Consider the following 16,488-nt stretch of genomic DNA (forward strand, 5'->3'; position numbering starts at 1 on the left):
AACCACCTACTGACGCTCAAACCAGTTATAAGCTTTCAGCACTTTGGTTGTGATGTAGTTGGTATAACCACCGCCCAGCAAAGTCGTTTTCTTTTTACCATTCTGGACAATAGGTACGCTGTTTAGCTTACTAATCCCATCAGACTTAGTGTCTGAGATTTCTGCCACAATTTTATTTTGAAGATTAGACGTTGATCCAGCATCTCCACAAACACCATACGGCAAGCAAAGCTTTAAGGTACGACTTGCTCCTTTAATGCCCCCAGTACATTGGTTCGGTTGTTGTGACGACGCATCATTTGGATTGTATAAAGACACATATAAATCTGAATGACTTTGACTATTTGCGATCGCAATATAACCATTTAATGCTTTAACTGTACCAGTATTCGCTGTTTCGTTTTTAGACGTTGTTCGTTGCAGCACATAGAACCAACCACGCTTATTACGGTTCATCAGATGTGGCACTGTTGTACCTGATAAATTAGACCATGCAGTTAAATGAGCTTCGGTAAGGTTTTGTGTTTTAGCAAAATTCGCTTGAAATAAATTCGGTTCTGCCAAGTCATAATCATGTAACACATAGACTCGATTGTCATAAATATTGCTGGTATTTAAAGGAAAGCTGCGATTTCCTGACGCAATACTCACCGCACCAAATCGCTCACCATTCAGATCATGGATGGTCAAAGCAGGCATTTCATAAAAACGTTGGTGATACGCACTAAAATCAGCAAGACGTGTCACTCGTCCAAACGCGGTTGTATTCGTTCCAAGACGATTATTGAGATCGACGCGCCACACTTGCCCACCTAAATCACCAAAATATAGGTGATCGATCAAACCATCCGTATTGCGGTCAAATGCTTTAATTTGACTGACCACACTATATTTCATCTCAGCATGCTTAACATCAACACTGGTTTGATTCGATTGGTTGCCATAGCGTGCATTCCACAATAATTCGCCCGTTTCAGCATCAAAAATATAGACGCCCGCCCCTTGATTAGCTCGTTGACCAGTTAATACAGATTGAGGCTGATAACCATCCGTTTCATAGGCCATATCATAGCCACCACCCACAATCATGACCGTTTTAACTTTGCCGTCAAAACGAATTTTAGCAATGGTAGGTTTAGACCAACTATATCCCATAGCTTTTAAGGCATCTGATTGATTTGTGCCGCTCACTGATGTTGATTTACTCTTTATCGTTCCAGAACTTGGATCAACATGGAAAAGTAATTCAGGTTGGTTCGGATTTTTCATATCCAAGGCATAATAACTACGCCCACCCATGCGCATACCACCATAAATGTTGGCTTTCGCAGCAATAAACTTATTGTTGTTCTGATCAATCTTATATTGAACATCTGAAGTCCATGATCCATCCATGCCATAAATAGGATGCGCAGATGACAATAATGTATTGGACTGTTCAAGTAACGCGTCTCGTCGACTTGGATCTTGAACCATTTCATGAGGTAAGAAACTAAATGCCTCTTCACCAGTTTCTTGATCCACAACATGCAATAATCCTTGCATCGTCCCAAATACCACGTAATCTTTTCGATGAGTCGCATTACGGGTATTCGCTAATATAGTACCAGACCCCGCGTTATATTTTGCTTCGAGCGTCACCAACAATGGTTCCGAGTGAACAACGCCTCCCATTTGCTGCATCACCTTAAGATCTTTAACCTTATTTAGATCATTCCAAATGTATCCAGCAGGTAAGCTACTTAAGTAGTTTTTATCAAGTCGATAACCCAAAGCCGACAGTAAATAGGGTTGATATACATTTTGTCGCCACCCCGACTTTGTTGAATCAATATAGGTCGCGGCCAGCACATTCTGTGTCGTTAATTTCGTCAGTTGTCCATTCTCAGAACCTACCAATCGTTTTGCTTGATCACCCGTTGTGGCAATCGTCGCATTGGTGAATAACGGACGCGTTTTTATTTTGTCTGCAGCAGTAACACCTGCTAGCGGTGAAGGTGTGACAATCCGAGAGAACACGCCCCCTTGAATTGCACTCAAACCATCATCTATTCCAGTATTGTTCCAAAAATCCTGCGTATTGGTTCGTATTGCACCTGATCGATCAAGTACCTCTTTCCCCGCACGATCAATCATCACAGCTTGAGCGTTAATACTGTATTTCTTTAAGTTCCCTAACCATAATTGATGTGTGGAAGCCAATACCGAATTTGCTGTGCTCACCTGTGGTTGAAACTGCGGTGCGAACACATAAGGATATGCTGAACTTGTTGATAAACGGTCAAATGGCACCACATAAGTACCAAAACTAGCAGCCTCAAAGTTACCGTGAGAGACCGCAACCAAGAAGGTATTTAATGCATTCTGAATATCTTCACCAGAAGTCGCTTGGGTATACCCCCCAATTTCTTGGCGAGTCCCGTAGGTATCCCCTTTACCAATCACATTCCCCAACTGTTTTAATGCTTGAGCATTCATACTATTGGAAATGTCATTTCCAGAACCTGTATAGCTACTATCAAAAGTACAATGATCGTATAGCCCGTCATTGTCATAATCACGACAGGTTTCTCGTGGATGCTTTTGGAATAAGGGACCAAAACCTACAGTAGATGTATAAACACGCTTCTGATTCGCATCGCTGGTCATCTGTGTTTGATTTGCCAAACGCTGAACCATCTTACCTACGCAAGCCCATGAACTACGGTTTTGCCAGGTGGTTTGATTGGCTGACACAGCATTACCAATATCATCTTCATAAAAACGATATGGCTGCGTCGCCATTTCCTTAAACTCGCCATTGAAGGTCGCGGCACCACTGGCACCTTTGGCATTACCGTAATTGTAATAGACATCTTTTAAGGGCGAGCCTTCACAAGTAAAGCTGTCATCTGCCAACGCATTTTGCATGACAGGGAGTACCGTCTTTGGTCTCAAACCAACTGGCGCCCCATCTGTTAAGAAAAAAACACCTTGCGTACTACATTGGGCATCACTGTTATTCAACTTGTTGAGTGGCGCTCTATAACTACCATCCGCTTTGCGAATGTCCGCTGGCGCAAATGATGCTCCAGATAAACCACGGCTATAATTAGAATATTTAGATGAAGGAAGTAAATCGATGCCTTTTAGGTTAGCCCCAAAGGTACGATTTCCTAGTAAATACGCATAAGTTTCTGAGAGTAATAGGGGTGTGGGCGTACTACCTACGGCTCCAATACTATTAATTTTATTGATTAAATCCGTACGGTGAGCAGGTGTAAGTTGTTTTGCTTCTAGTAAGATTTTAGATGAACGAGCATTTTCACCATAGCTTAACCAATCTTCTGTTGTCCCTATTTCACCCGTTGACGTAAACACCGACACCCCAATATAAACATTATCTGGAATACGATAATTTCCTGATAAGTCCTTTGCATTTAAGGCATCTACCAATGAGTTTTTTAAGGCATTTAAACGGCTAACACTTTGACCTTTATAAGTTGCATCTACTGCACTCATACTCATCGAGTTATCAATCGCCAACATGATAATCGGATTATTTTTTGCTACAGGATTTTGATAAATTTGTAGATCACTGGCGTTCATTTGCATTGGGATCGCACCCAATGCCATCACGACTGCAATACTTTGCGCAATCATCTTTTTTGTAAAATGATTCTTTATCTTTTTATTCACAACACATCCCCATTAAGATTCAGCGCGCTGATAAGCATCAAAAATGTAACTTTGAATTTGGGTGTTATACGGCACACCAATATCCTTTAAACAAGATGAAATGGTTTGTGCATTACCCACCAATGGTGCTGTATGTGGTCGGCGCAAACAAAGATGGATTTCATCCGTTAAATCTGTCGAAGACAATGCGGGTAAGAGCGATGTTGAATAGACTGTTATTTTTTTAGTATCAGAAGGTTGTCCTATACTTTCAGTGTCAGTTCCAACGTTTGCGTTTGAAAGTGGGATATCATGATCACTGTCTGATGGAGGGCTTACGATTACAGACACCTGAGTTAGTTGCGCCTTACGAGCACTGGCATAATCCCCATCGTTTGATAAGGAACAAAACCCAGAAACACCATCGACTGAGACATCACTCATTGCTTCATTCCAACGCAATACACTACTGTTGGAAACATTAAACATCGCACTATTGGATTGGTTTCTAAAACAGAATACGACTTCGTCACCTTCATTCTGAATCGAGTAACCAATTAAGCTCAGAGGGTTACCACTGGAGGCAGCATAGCCGCCATGCCCCAATCGATAAAAAACAGTATCGGAAGATTGCATTAACAATTGTTGCGCTTGGCTGTTGGTGGTGATATTCAAACTCACCATACTTTGTCGAATCGCCCAAGTACCAATAATGGTGAGCAGAACTAACATAATCAGTACCACAATCAGCGTTGCACCACGTTGATGTTGAATCATAAGCCCTCCGCTGAATCCATCACACTCATACCATTTCGAATCGCGATCGTTTGTGTAATGACTTGTCGAATAAATTTAGTCGCGACGGTTTTTTGTGCTTTTTTTAATTTTACTTTTTGATCAAGAACTTCAAATTCTTGATGAGGAGAAATTGCTTGATTTTGACCTACATTCTCAGATGACCTTACTAATAAACCGACCTGTATTGAATTGATGCGTGGCCGTGGATAAACATTGAGCTTTTTATAATCTTCAATACTTATATATCTTTGCTGTGCCGTATTATCGTCATTAGAAATCCCCAACAGATAGTGAAAGTGATCAACACGATGCATCAAAATTTCACCATTCGTTGTTCCAAAGACAGTCTGTTTATTATTAAAATTTTTTAAAATTTGAGTGCTGTTACGCGTGTACCACCCTGCTTCACAGGCCAAGACCAATGCATCGTGTGGTTCTTTTTGAATATTTGCATTTGCATCTTTACGTAGAAAAAAACGTTGAACAATATATCGTCCAGCATCGTAATTATTACCTTCACAATCCACACCTTGTGTATCAGCATAAAACTGCATGACCAATTGGTCGCTCATTCCCGCTTGAGCAGGTTGTGAAGATTCAGCGGAAACCAACTCTATATTACTCGGCATACCAGATTGCGATACAGGCACAACCTCCGTATTTGGAATATTTCGTGAAATATTGACGGGAATATTGGTCGCATTAAATGCCAAATCACCAGATTTAGGCACCACTGGAGACTGAGCTGAAGTGATAACAATGCCACCATGCGTCAAACGATCATTTATGATATTTACTTGACCATAATTTGCTTTACGAATTTCATAAGTAAGAAAGCGCAGACCGAAGTTGCCGTTATCTTGAACCTCCGACATCCCTTTCTGCATCGTGAATCCCATCTGCCCTGTAAAAAACAGATGTACCGCAGCAGCGGTAATCAATAATCCAAGCACCAAAGCGATCATAAGCTCGACTAGCGTCAAACCTTTTTGTGTATACCTACGATGCTGCATCAATAAAGCTCCATAACGATGCATTGCGCTTTTGGTAAATAACTTCCACCATGGGTACATGCATCTTTTGCAGAAGCATCATCGATAGGTTTTGTTTTTCCCCAGGCTACGTAAATGCATCGGCGAGATTGCAAATTATTACTGACTTGGCAATTCGGCATTTTGATACTCATACCAAGACCATTGGCATTTTTTATTATCTGGGCAGCATCATAATGGGCAAAATCGGCTGCTTGAACACATGGATTCGTCGTTCCTTTTTGCACACATGATTTGGCTGTAGTTGTTTGTGTTTCTGCATTTATTCTAGCTTGATACTGAGTATAAGCATTTGAGTTCGCACGTATCTTCTCAGATAAGTCACGCGCTAAATTCATGGCTTGTAATTTAGACATTGCTTCATGTGAAGCATCAATTGCGCGCATTTGTAAAAATGAAAACCCCAATACCCCAATGGCCAAAACCAATAAGGCAACTAGAATTTCGATCATTCCTACCCCCTGTTGCGCAGCACGCATTAGCATGTCCCCTCTGCTTTTAAATATTGTGTTCCCATTCTTGTTATTGCTATCGTTTTAGAAACACCTAACACCTTATTACAAATAGAAAAATTTATGTCAGATGTAAAGTCAGAAATTCCCCCATCCATCCAGAATGTGACTTTTTCTTGTGATGAAGTCAATTTATTTTGCGCTTTGGGTGTCCAATGAAAGATTGTACTGCTATCTGATTGATTCGACTTAAGATCTACAGTCACATCTTTTCTTAACAATGTTGCTTGATTACGCGCCATCATCAGCACGCTTGATAATTCACGCACATCTGAATTTAGGCGATATTGCGCAACAAGATTTTTAAAAGATGGAATAGCCATGGTTGCTGTGATTGATAGCACAATTGTGGTAATCAACAGCTCAATAATGGTAAAGCCCCGTTGTAAGTCTTTCATATTCAAACTTTTGTATTTATTTATTAATGTTACAAAAGTAATATTTTATAATTATAAAACCAACACAGTTATGACAAATGGTATTAAAATGAGGATAAGATCACGCTTTTGCAATCTGTTCACTTATCCTGCTATGTCATTGATAATTCATTATTAAGCTTGAGTAACTTGAATTCTCAATTCTTTAGGCAAGCTAAAGGTTATGTTCTCTTCTCGCCCATTTAATTCCTGTGGTGACGTAGCACCCCAATCTTGTAGACGCTGAATCACTTGTTTAATCAAAATTTCAGGTGCTGAAGCACCTGCGGTAACACCAATTTTAGTGGTTTCAGCAAACCATTCCTTTTTCAGCTCATCCGCATTATCTACGAGATAAGCATGCTTACCCATTCGCTCTGCCAATTCACGAAGACGATTAGAGTTCGAAGAGTTTGGAGAACCAACAACTAAAACGACATCACATTGAGTCGCTAAATCACGGACCGCATCTTGACGGTTTTGAGTTGCATAGCAGATATCATCTTTACGCGGCCCTTGGATCGCTGGGAATTTAGCACGCAATGCATCAATGACCTTTGCAGTATCATCAATTGAAAGTGTCGTTTGAGTGACAAATGCTAACTTATTAGGATTATTCACCTGTAAAGCAGCAACATCATCTTCATCTTCAACCAGATAAATTGCACCACCATTTTTTAGATCATATTGACCCATGGTGCCTTCAACTTCTGGATGCCCTTCATGACCAATCAGAATAGCTTCAATCCCTTCACGCGCATATTTTGTTACTTCGATATGCACTTTTGTCACGAGAGGACATGTGGCATCAAATACTTTTAATCCACGGCGCTCAGCTTCTTGTTGTACAGCTTTTGATACACCATGTGCACTAAAAATCACAATATTGTCATCAGGAACTTCATCTAATTCATCTACAAAAATTGCACCACGTTGGCGTAAATCGTCCACAACAAATTTGTTATGTACCACTTCATGACGAACGTAAATGGGAGGATTAAAGCTTTCAAGTGCACGATTAACGATCGCAATAGCGCGGTCTACACCAGCACAGAAACCACGTGGATTAGCTAAAACAATTTCCATAAGACCCTCAAACGATCGCTAAAATTTGGTCAATGAATCAGAATATTTTTTAAAACAAATGCGAATTGCTATTTAGTTTAAAAGCACTCTGCTCTAAAATAGAGAAGATATTTTATCATATCAGGAAAAATATCATGTCGGGTCTCTTGTTTGTCGTTTCAGCTGCTTCTGGAACTGGCAAAACATCATTAGTTAAAGCCCTACTTGAGCGCGTAAGCAATTTACACGTTTCTGTTTCACACACTACTCGAGGTCAACGCCCTGGTGAATTAGATGGTGTGCATTATCACTTTACCAGCAAAGAATCTTTCATTGAGCAAGTGAATCAAGGTGGTTTCATCGAATACGCGGAAGTTTTCGGTAACTACTACGGCACTTCACAAGCGACTGTAAAAGAACAACTTGCAAAGGGTCATGATGTTTTACTTGAAATTGATTGGCAAGGTGCAGAACAGGTTCGCAAACTTTTTCCTGAATCAAAACAAATTTTCATTCTTCCACCTACTCAATTTGATCTTCGCCAACGCCTATCAAACCGCGGTACAGATTCTGTTGAAGTGATTGAACATCGCTTAAGTTGTGCGGTAGAAGATATGCAACAGTACGTAAACTTCGATTACATCATCTTGAATGATGATTTTAATAAAGCTTTACATGATCTTGAGTCTGTCATTAATGCGAACCGTCTTTCATTATCACAACAGGCTCACCGACATAAAGATTTAATTCAAAAATTAATCACACCGAATTCGTGATTAAACTTGAGTCTATAGACAAAGCATTTTATACTGCGCAGTCTGTTAAAAAATTTCATACATACGAGAACTCTTATGGCACGCGTAACCGTTGAAGATTGTTTAGACCATGTAGACAACCGCTTTGAGCTTGTACTAGTGGCAAGCAAACGCGCGCGTCAACTTGCTCGTCAAGGTATCGAACCAACTGTAGAATGGGACAATGACAAACCAACAGTGGTTGCTTTACGTGAAATCGCTGAAGGTCATGTCACTAAAGATATCTTGAAACAGCGTGAGCAAGATTATCAAACGTCTAGCTTAGATTTAGCACTTTCTGCAAATAACTTAAACTTAGATGGTTTTTCTTTCCAATAAGCTTTAAGACCTGCATTTAAAAGAGCCTAGTCCAGTGACTAGGCTTTTTTATTGAATTTTTTTAGAGAATGATTCGACAAAATTGAAAAAATTTGTTAAAAAAATTAGAGCTATTCTCTATTTAAAAATAGAGCATTGTAGCAATATGAATTTTTAGTAAAGTCTTTTACTTTTTACTCTCTTCCACGGATTCAAAGGTGTAGTATGCCAGGCCCATTGGTCAGCCAAGCTAAGCAACAGCTAAAAGTCATCATCGACGCGTATTTATCTGAAAAGGACGTCGACAGAGTACTTGTGGCCTGCGATTATGCTGACATGGCGCATGATGGTATTACACGCAAAAGCGGTGAACCCTATATTCTGCATCCGATAGCCGTAAGTTGTATTCTGGCGCATATGCGCCTAGACCCAGAAACGTTAATGGCAGCACTACTGCACGATGTTATTGAAGATACCGACTTTAGCAAAGAAGACATTACTGAAAAATTTGGCAAAACAGTGGCTGAGCTGGTCGATGGTGTTACGAAATTAAGCCACTCTAGTGACAAGGAATATAATAAAGCAGCCTCATTCCGAAAAATCCTACAAGCCACTTTACAAGATCCTCGTGTGATCATCATTAAACTTTCAGACCGTTACCATAATATGACGACTTTGGAAGCTTTAAGACCAGATAAACGTGCCCGTATTGCACAAGAAACTTTTGATATATTCGTGCCAATGGCACGTTTGGTCGGCATGAATGAAATGGCTGACAATCTTGAACACCTCTGTTATCAAAATCTTGATCTAGATATGTTCAATGATGTTCAAAATGCTTTGGCGCAAACCAAACCTCAACGCTGTAAGTACCAAGCCATTTGGGAAAAGCATTTGAGCGATCTCTTGGAAAACTCCAATATTCCTGGGCGGATTAAAAAGAAAAACAATAACATTGAATTATTACGCCACTTTGTTAAAAACGAAATTAACCTTCAAGAACTCACACATAGTCATGCGTTTGAAATCGTACTCCAGACCATTGCCGATTGCGATCGTTTAGTTGAGTTGTTAAAAGATAACTTCCAAGTTTTAAATTACCAAGATCATATCCGCCGCCCTCTCCCTGGTGGCAATCAATCCTTGATGCTGCGTTTGAAAGGCGAGAAAACAACGCTTTCGCTCACCATACAAACTGAACTTATGCGTAAGGCTGCGCGATTTGGGGTGGTATTAGGTGAAAATGCTCCTCAAACATGCCGATCTGCCATTCAAGCATCTATGCAGAATTTGCATACCTTAGTCGGTGGCGACTGTGCTAAGACCACGTTTAATGATCTATTGGATTATTTACATCAAGAAAAAATATGGGTCTATACTCCTCAAGGTCACTTACATGAGTTACCACAAGGAGCGACAGCAGTAGATTTCGCCTACTCTGCAAGCTTGTTCTTAGGTAACCATGCCGTCGGCTGTAAAATTGATGGTGAAATCAAACCGCTTTCTACACCACTCTCAAGTGGTCAAGTCATTGAGGTGATTACAGATGTTCTCGCTTCACCCAACCCTGATTGGCTGAGCTTTATCAACACTCAAAAAGCGAGACGCTCTATTCAAAATATTTTGCGAGACCAAGATATTGATGAACAGCGCCTTGTCGGTCAACAAGCGTTAAATCGTGCATTAAAGTTATTTAATACGTCTATTCATGATCTAACTGATCAAAATTGGACTGAACTATTACAATGGCGCCATATTCCAACCAAGAATCATCTTTTTGAACAAATTGCTGTAGGTGATTTACTCCCACAACTTGTGGCGAACCATCTCTTTGCTCAAGATCATCATCAAGATCAAGCATCAAGTCGCCTGATCTTAGGTACTGATGGTGTAGATGTAAAATATGCCCATTGTTGTAATGCAGTGTTAGGCGATCCTATACAGGGGCATTTATCTCGCCGTGGTCTTATTGTTCACCGTGCTCGCTGTAAGAACCTTCTACACGAACAACAGTTACACCCCGAAAATATTATGCCGTTGCACTGGAAAGATGAAGGCGAATCAGAAATCAACTTCAATGCTTACTTGTGTATCGATCTATTATTAAGTGATGAGCAAATTTCAGAACTGATTTATATCTGTCGTAAATCAAAAATCGGAATCGAGTCCGTTCGAAAATACGATTCAAAAACCTATCTGAGTATTGTTGTTCATAGTCGTCAGCAAATTGCGCAAATCATTCGTGAACTCCGCATGCAATTTGGTTTTCCGCGTATTTCACGCATGTCAGCTCCTCTTGCGATTGAAGAAGTCTCACAAGCCTGCTAAAGAATACAGATTAGAGCTTTCACCTATAGTGTTCATCCTTTATGATGAAGCTAGATTTGAATAATGGAGAAATAGATGTCCCGCCAAGTCATTCATACTGAAAATGCACCTGCTGCAATTGGTACTTACTCTCAAGCCATTCTTGTCGGCGATACACTTTATCTTTCAGGACAAATTGGATTAGACCCATATAGCATGGAATTGGTTGAAGGCATTGAAGCCCAAATTCGTCGTGTATTTGATAATCTAAAAGCAGTTTGTGAAGCTGCTGGTGGTTCTTTAGCTGATATTGCTAAACTGAATATTTTCCTCACTGATTTATCTCACTTTCAATTGGTAAACCAAATTATGGGTGAATATTTCGCTCAGCCGTATCCAGCGCGTGCAGCATTAGGCGTTGCAAGTTTACCTAAAGGCGCACTGGTTGAAATGGATGGTGTTGTGATTATTTCTAAATAATTTCAATATCTTAAAAAATACCACCTATAAGGTGGTATTTTTTTATCTAGAAAAACGATGAATTAAACAGCATTTTTAAATGAATTTCATTGACAAACGATAATAATTATCAATAATATCAACTATCGCATTTATCCTTGTGGTTGAGCAGAAATGTACGTTTGTTTATGTCGTGGAATTACAGATCAAGATATTAAAGATGCTATGGCAAATGGCGCTGAATCTTATCGTGAAATTCGTGACTTGCTTGACCTAGGCACTTGTTGTGGACGTTGTGTTCCTGAAGCACGCAGTATTATTAATGAAGAACTTGCTGAAATAGCTGCCAGAATTTCAATCGCCGCTTAGTTCAGAATGTGCTAAAAAATAATAACAACTCATTCTATAACTATAATTCAGATTTCCAATTTCTCCCCCCGCTTTGACTCAGTGGGGTTATTTTTTGCAAAAGTGTATTTGATTGCGATTTTCATTTGCTGTTCAATAAATTACTCGTCAGGCTTTACCAAGTTGGGTTAAGATAATCTCTATCGATAGCCTTCTATGATAGGCTGAATTTTGAGTTTGGAGCTAAGATCATGAAAGGCAACCGTGACGTTATTCATCAGTTAAATCAGGTGCTTTACCACCATCTTACAGCCATCAACCAATATTTCTTACATTCACGTATGTTTAATGATTGGGGCATCGAACAACTCGGTTCAGCGGAATATAAAGAATCTATCCGTCAAATGAAGCATGCAGATAAAATCATTGAGCGCATTTTATTTTTAGAAGGTCTTCCAAATCTGCAACATCTGGGTAAGCTCTATATTGGTCAACACACCATTGAAGTGCTGCAATGCGATGTTCGGAAAGTAAAAGAAAATATTGAAACGATTCAAACTGCTGTGAAATTAGCAGAAGAACAACTCGATTATGTTACACGTGATTTAGTACAAGAGATCTTAGAAAAAGAAGAAGAGTATTTAGATTGGGCGACCACTCAACTCGATCTTGTCGATCAAGTTGGTGTAGAGAATTATATTCAAAGTCAAATTTAATGATTGAAATAAAAAAATCCCCTTTCGGGGATTTTTTTATTTCAATAAGTCATCATACTCAATATGTTGCTTATGCAATGTTTTTAAAATCCATAATTGATGCTTCGCTTCTTGCTCCTTACCATTAAAAGCCAACACTTGTGCATACTTATGTAAATCATATTTTGATGCCAAGTTTGCAACCATTCGCTCTAGATCAGCAAGTTGTTGTTCTGTCATTTCAGTTTTAGGATCTAGTCCAATCCACCACACACGCTCTTTAAATTGAGTAATCAACCAAATTTGCTTTTGCATGGTGTGTTGTTGATCTGCTGTTAAAGCTTCAGCCTTTGATGCGAGTACACTTTGCTCTTTATATAAAAAATAATCTCGTGTCGTAACTAAAGCCCCAACAATCGTGATAAGAGCAATCACTGCAAATACTCGACCATTTATTTTCACTGAAGGCAATTTTGCATATTGCGCCTGAATGATGCCCAGTAAGAAACCTGCCGGAAGTAAAAAATAAGCATAATGTAAAGGAAACTCTAACATGCCATGAATGAGAATCGCACATACCATTAATGTTGCAATGATCGAGATATTATCCTTCACCCCTTTATTGAGCCACAGTAGCCAAGCTGTAAAGTACAGAAGAATAAACCCACCTAAAATCAAACCATTCCAGACCAACAGATCTAGAATCATATTGTGTGCACTTTTATACCAAAGTGAAACTTGGAAGGTATCAGTAATATAGTACTGTGCTAAGCCTGTTTGATTCCATCCATACCCCCACCATGGTTGATGCAGAATTGCAGCTATCATTTGTTGCCACATATCTAGACGAATATCACCTGCACCTTTTGCCACTATTGCTGAGCCTTGAACAGCAGTTTGAGTATCTGTAACAGCAAAAAGCCATTGATTAAGAGATGCTAAATTGGATGAAAGTAATATAAATAAGCCAACCCATAATGCGAGATGGATATGAGAAAATCGATTCTGTTTTTTGACTTGTTTGATTAACCAATAGATCACAATAAAAGCGCAAACGATAATACTTGTTCGAGATTGTGCTAACACCACACCAAACAGTGTGATTAAAGACATTGGCACAAGAAAAAAACTAGAAATTATTTTCTTTTCAAATAGATAAATACTACTTAATAAACTTAGAATGAGTAATGTCGCTAAATTATTCGGCTGAGCTAAATTCGCATACGGGCGATTGCCGTTAAATGAATAAATAATACCTGAAAAGAAGGTATGCATATCCAACCACTGTAGCACAGCAAATATAGCTGAGATAACTCCGACTGAAACAAATGTTAAACAGGTAATTTTAAATACTTGTTCTCTCTTTTTCTGCTCGAGGCAAAGTTGATATCCAGCAATCACCATCAACATAAAGAACAGAATATAAGCAAAACTAAATAAAGCATTGCTGAAATAGATGTTCTGTCCAAAAATAAATTGAATGAGTGGAATACTTAAAAATGGCAATAAATAAAGCTGTGGTTTTGCGATTTTTACCTTAGATTTTGCTAAGCATAGCAATAAAAAAGAGGCTGCAATAAACGTTAATATTTCTGAACTAAAAGTCGGCCAAGGAGAACGATGGTATGGTAACAGCCAAGATAGAATAAAAACAAAAATTAAAAATATGAAGAATTTCTTGCGCATTACAAGATCTATAAAATAGAAAATTAATTATATTATACTTTTTTTAATTCTTAGATTATAAAAAAAGCACTCTAATGAGTGCTTTTTTTGAGAATTAGTTGATTGATTCCACTGTTGCACAATTATTTGCATATTCTTCTTTAACAGTAGTTGTACAAGCCCATGTACCGCCAGTTGTATTTCCACCAGGAGTATATGTATAACGCACTTTAGCAGATTGCAAGTTTTTATTAACATTGGTACCAAATGTATAAGTAACAGTTGCAGACGTATCAGCAACAGCATAAGCAGCATATTCAGCAGTACCATATTTACCTGTCAATGAAATTCCTAAAGGATTATTACCACCTTCAGTCGAAGAACCTGCTCCATAAGCTGAGCCTTGATCAACTTTTTCCTGAATAGATGTTTTAGCACCAGATAGTAGAACTTGAGATTCTGAAAACTGCGAACGTGCAATATAATTCTGGTAAGCAGGAATCGCAATCGCAGCGAGAATACCGATAATTGCAACAACGATCATTAACTCGATTAAAGTAAAACCTTTTTGAGCGTTCATAACATCTCTCCTAATTTTTTAAGTTCAAAGTTAACAACCTATCCCCAAAATAGATTTTGTTGTTGCTAACTAACTGATGCTATTTTCGTATAACCCTTCAAGGTTGCCAATAAATAATTTTCAAATTTATTTTTAATGTTAATTTATGTAAAAAAGTGACAATTTTTGTCACTTTTCTTAAATCAATTTAAAATAATTGGCTGATTACTGAGCTCATTTTCCAAATCTTGCACTTTATCATCATAAAAACGATTCAAAATTTCACCGACTTCCATCACACCAACAATAACACCCTGTTTATAATTTTTATTTTTTAGCTCATTAATCATGTGATCACAGATTGCTTGCCAATCCTGTTGCGTTGTGGCCTTTTGAATTCCACGATCAATCACAATTTCAACTTTCTGTTCACATAGATTTAAATATATCAGTACACCACTATTAAACTCTGTATCCCATACACCTAATTCAGCAAAAAGTTGTTCTGCTCGCTGACGAGTATTCATTGAATAAGCCAAGGCACATGGAATATATCCCTCTATGACCACTTGGATCTCTCCAACATGACCTTGCTCCGCTTGTTTCACTGCCTCTGCAATCGCATTTTGATCCATTTTGGAAAAATAACGTTTAGACGCAGGCAAATAACAAAAGTGCCTAATCCAGCGCTTGAAGCTCGGTTGAGATGCTTGTTGCAACTTTGGTTCAGTGATAATTTCTGTCGTTTCAGTTTTTGTTACCATGAGCCTGACGCACCTCCCCCACCAAAGCCACCACCACCGCCACTAAATCCACCACCGCCAAATCCGCCTCGACCGCCACTGCCGCCGCGTCCTCCGCCAGATAAAAATGCTTGGAAAATCAACTGTGCGATGGATGTAAATAATAAAAAGAAAATTCCGATACCCACAATCAAGCTGATTAAAATCCCTGAACCATAAATCATGCTCGCTGCAAAAGCAGTAACACCCGCCACCGATGCACTTAAACGATTACCAATAATAAAAGAACCAATCACACCAGCGATCAAAATAAATAATACCGTGTTAAATGTCTTTTCTTTTGCATATTGTGCTTTTAACGCTTGTTCTTGTCTAAGTTTCAGTTCTTCAGCGGCTTGTTGGGCAATTTCCGGATCAAGGTTAACGATTCGTTGAATTTCTCTAACCCCTGCAATTAAACCCTGTCCAAATTCATTGGCTTTAAAATAAGGGGTGATTTGTTCACGAATGATTCGACTCGCAACGATATCTGGAATCACACCTTCCAATCCATAACCTGTTGCGATATGTAATCTTCGATCATTAATCGCCACTGCGATTAATAAACCATTATCTTGTTGAGCAGAACCTAACCCCCAAGTCTGTGCAGTACGCATTGCAAAATCAAAGATACCTTCCTGACCAGTTGTTGGAACAATGACGATCCCAATTTGAGCCTTACCCTCGTTATATAGACCGCGAATTATTGTATCGAGTTCCGACTTTTCTTGAGGAGAAAGTATATTCGCCTGATCTATCACAGGTTCATTTAATGTAGGGAGTTGACGTTGAGTGTCTCCTTCCTGCATATCATTTGAAACAGTAACAGGAGGTACTGGAGTTGGTTTATTTTGCTGAGCACTTGATGATGGATTTGTTGAATTGGGTTGAATCACTTTTCCCAGCACAATCGCGTCAGACTCATGATCTACTGCTGTTGCAGTTTCTGCATGAATCATTTGCAATGTACAGGTCATCGCAAAGACAAATAGCCATGAAAGCAATTTCATACTATTGTGTCTAAGATGCTGAGTTCTCATGCTCATGCTCATATTCATCAA

16 protein-coding genes are annotated in these 16,488 nt (G+C 39.0%); 6 read left to right on the forward strand and 10 right to left on the reverse strand.

From position 1 onward, the window contains the following. Positions 1 to 6 precede the first annotated feature (6 nt). The 6 genes from AC1M9E_RS12710 to ispH form a co-directional block, all read right to left on the reverse strand. Positions 7 to 3,678, reverse strand: coding sequence for a PilC/PilY family type IV pilus protein (locus AC1M9E_RS12710; protein ID WP_488224845.1), 3,672 nt, complete (start codon positions 3,676 to 3,678; stop codon positions 7 to 9). 12 nt (positions 3,679 to 3,690) lie between these two features. Continuing rightward, entirely contained in the window at positions 3,691 to 4,434 is a 744-nt protein-coding gene (locus AC1M9E_RS12715) for a pilus assembly PilX family protein (RefSeq protein WP_081403224.1), read from the reverse strand. After that, complete coding sequence (locus AC1M9E_RS12720; RefSeq protein ID WP_488224846.1) at positions 4,431 to 5,468, reverse strand: PilW family protein; 1,038 nt, start codon at positions 5,466 to 5,468, stop codon at positions 4,431 to 4,433. The genes AC1M9E_RS12715 and AC1M9E_RS12720 overlap by 4 nt, the downstream gene beginning before the upstream one ends. Next, positions 5,468 to 5,986: a type IV pilus modification protein PilV gene (gene pilV, locus AC1M9E_RS12725; RefSeq protein ID WP_228143086.1), complete on the reverse strand. Its 519-nt coding sequence runs from the start codon at positions 5,984 to 5,986 to the stop codon at positions 5,468 to 5,470. The genes AC1M9E_RS12720 and pilV overlap by 1 nt, the downstream gene beginning before the upstream one ends. Next, the gene (locus AC1M9E_RS12730) at positions 5,986 to 6,417 is read right to left on the reverse strand and encodes a pilus assembly FimT family protein (protein WP_481587375.1); all 432 of its coding nucleotides are present in this window, start codon (positions 6,415 to 6,417) and stop codon (positions 5,986 to 5,988) included. The genes pilV and AC1M9E_RS12730 overlap by 1 nt, the downstream gene beginning before the upstream one ends. Before the next feature lie 153 nt (positions 6,418 to 6,570). Further along, on the reverse strand, positions 6,571 to 7,521 hold the full coding sequence (gene ispH / locus AC1M9E_RS12735) for a 4-hydroxy-3-methylbut-2-enyl diphosphate reductase (protein WP_092766665.1): 951 nt from the start codon (positions 7,519 to 7,521) through the stop codon (positions 6,571 to 6,573). 134 nt (positions 7,522 to 7,655) lie between these two features. Here ispH and gmk point away from each other — a divergent pair, with 134 nt between their 5' ends. The 6 genes from gmk to bfr all read left to right on the forward strand — a co-directional run bounded on the left by gmk (position 7,656) and on the right by bfr (position 12,442). Next, positions 7,656 to 8,276, forward strand: a complete 621-nt coding sequence (gene gmk, locus AC1M9E_RS12740) for a guanylate kinase (RefSeq protein ID WP_035264330.1) — start codon at positions 7,656 to 7,658, stop codon at positions 8,274 to 8,276. A 75-nt stretch (positions 8,277 to 8,351) separates the two neighbouring features. After that, entirely contained in the window at positions 8,352 to 8,633 is a 282-nt protein-coding gene (gene rpoZ, locus AC1M9E_RS12745; protein ID WP_035264331.1) for a DNA-directed RNA polymerase subunit omega, read from the forward strand. A gap of 204 nt (positions 8,634 to 8,837) precedes the next feature. Beyond that, positions 8,838 to 10,940 carry a RelA/SpoT family protein gene (locus AC1M9E_RS12750; RefSeq protein ID WP_488224847.1) on the forward strand — a complete coding sequence of 701 codons (2,103 nt, stop codon included), beginning with the start codon at positions 8,838 to 8,840 and terminating at the stop codon, positions 10,938 to 10,940. 75 nt (positions 10,941 to 11,015) lie between these two features. After that, positions 11,016 to 11,399 (forward strand): RidA family protein, encoded by a 384-nt coding sequence (locus AC1M9E_RS12755; protein ID WP_035264336.1) that lies wholly within the window; start codon positions 11,016 to 11,018, stop codon positions 11,397 to 11,399. 153 nt (positions 11,400 to 11,552) lie between these two features. After that, entirely contained in the window at positions 11,553 to 11,747 is a 195-nt protein-coding gene (locus tag AC1M9E_RS12760; RefSeq protein WP_035264349.1) for a bacterioferritin-associated ferredoxin, read from the forward strand. Between the two features lie 230 nt (positions 11,748 to 11,977). After that, positions 11,978 to 12,442, forward strand: a complete 465-nt coding sequence (gene bfr, locus AC1M9E_RS12765; RefSeq protein ID WP_035264352.1) for a heteropolymeric bacterioferritin subunit Bfr — start codon at positions 11,978 to 11,980, stop codon at positions 12,440 to 12,442. A gap of 36 nt (positions 12,443 to 12,478) precedes the next feature. On the opposite strand, the gene AC1M9E_RS12770 is transcribed toward bfr, so the two are convergent. The 4 genes from AC1M9E_RS12770 to AC1M9E_RS12785 form a co-directional block, all read right to left on the reverse strand. Then, positions 12,479 to 14,107, reverse strand: a complete 1,629-nt coding sequence (locus AC1M9E_RS12770) for a PglL family O-oligosaccharyltransferase (RefSeq protein ID WP_488224848.1) — start codon at positions 14,105 to 14,107, stop codon at positions 12,479 to 12,481. A gap of 94 nt (positions 14,108 to 14,201) precedes the next feature. Next, complete coding sequence (locus AC1M9E_RS12775) at positions 14,202 to 14,666, reverse strand: pilin (RefSeq protein WP_488224849.1); 465 nt, start codon at positions 14,664 to 14,666, stop codon at positions 14,202 to 14,204. A 182-nt stretch (positions 14,667 to 14,848) separates the two neighbouring features. Further along, on the reverse strand, positions 14,849 to 15,409 hold the full coding sequence (locus AC1M9E_RS12780) for a TPM domain-containing protein (protein WP_481614059.1): 561 nt from the start codon (positions 15,407 to 15,409) through the stop codon (positions 14,849 to 14,851). Next, positions 15,403 to 16,473: a TPM domain-containing protein gene (locus AC1M9E_RS12785; protein WP_481954584.1), complete on the reverse strand. Its 1,071-nt coding sequence runs from the start codon at positions 16,471 to 16,473 to the stop codon at positions 15,403 to 15,405. The genes AC1M9E_RS12780 and AC1M9E_RS12785 overlap by 7 nt, the downstream gene beginning before the upstream one ends. Positions 16,474 to 16,488: the final 15 nt, after the last annotated feature.

It is taken from the genome of Acinetobacter sp. 24-47-47, from assembly GCF_057737035.1.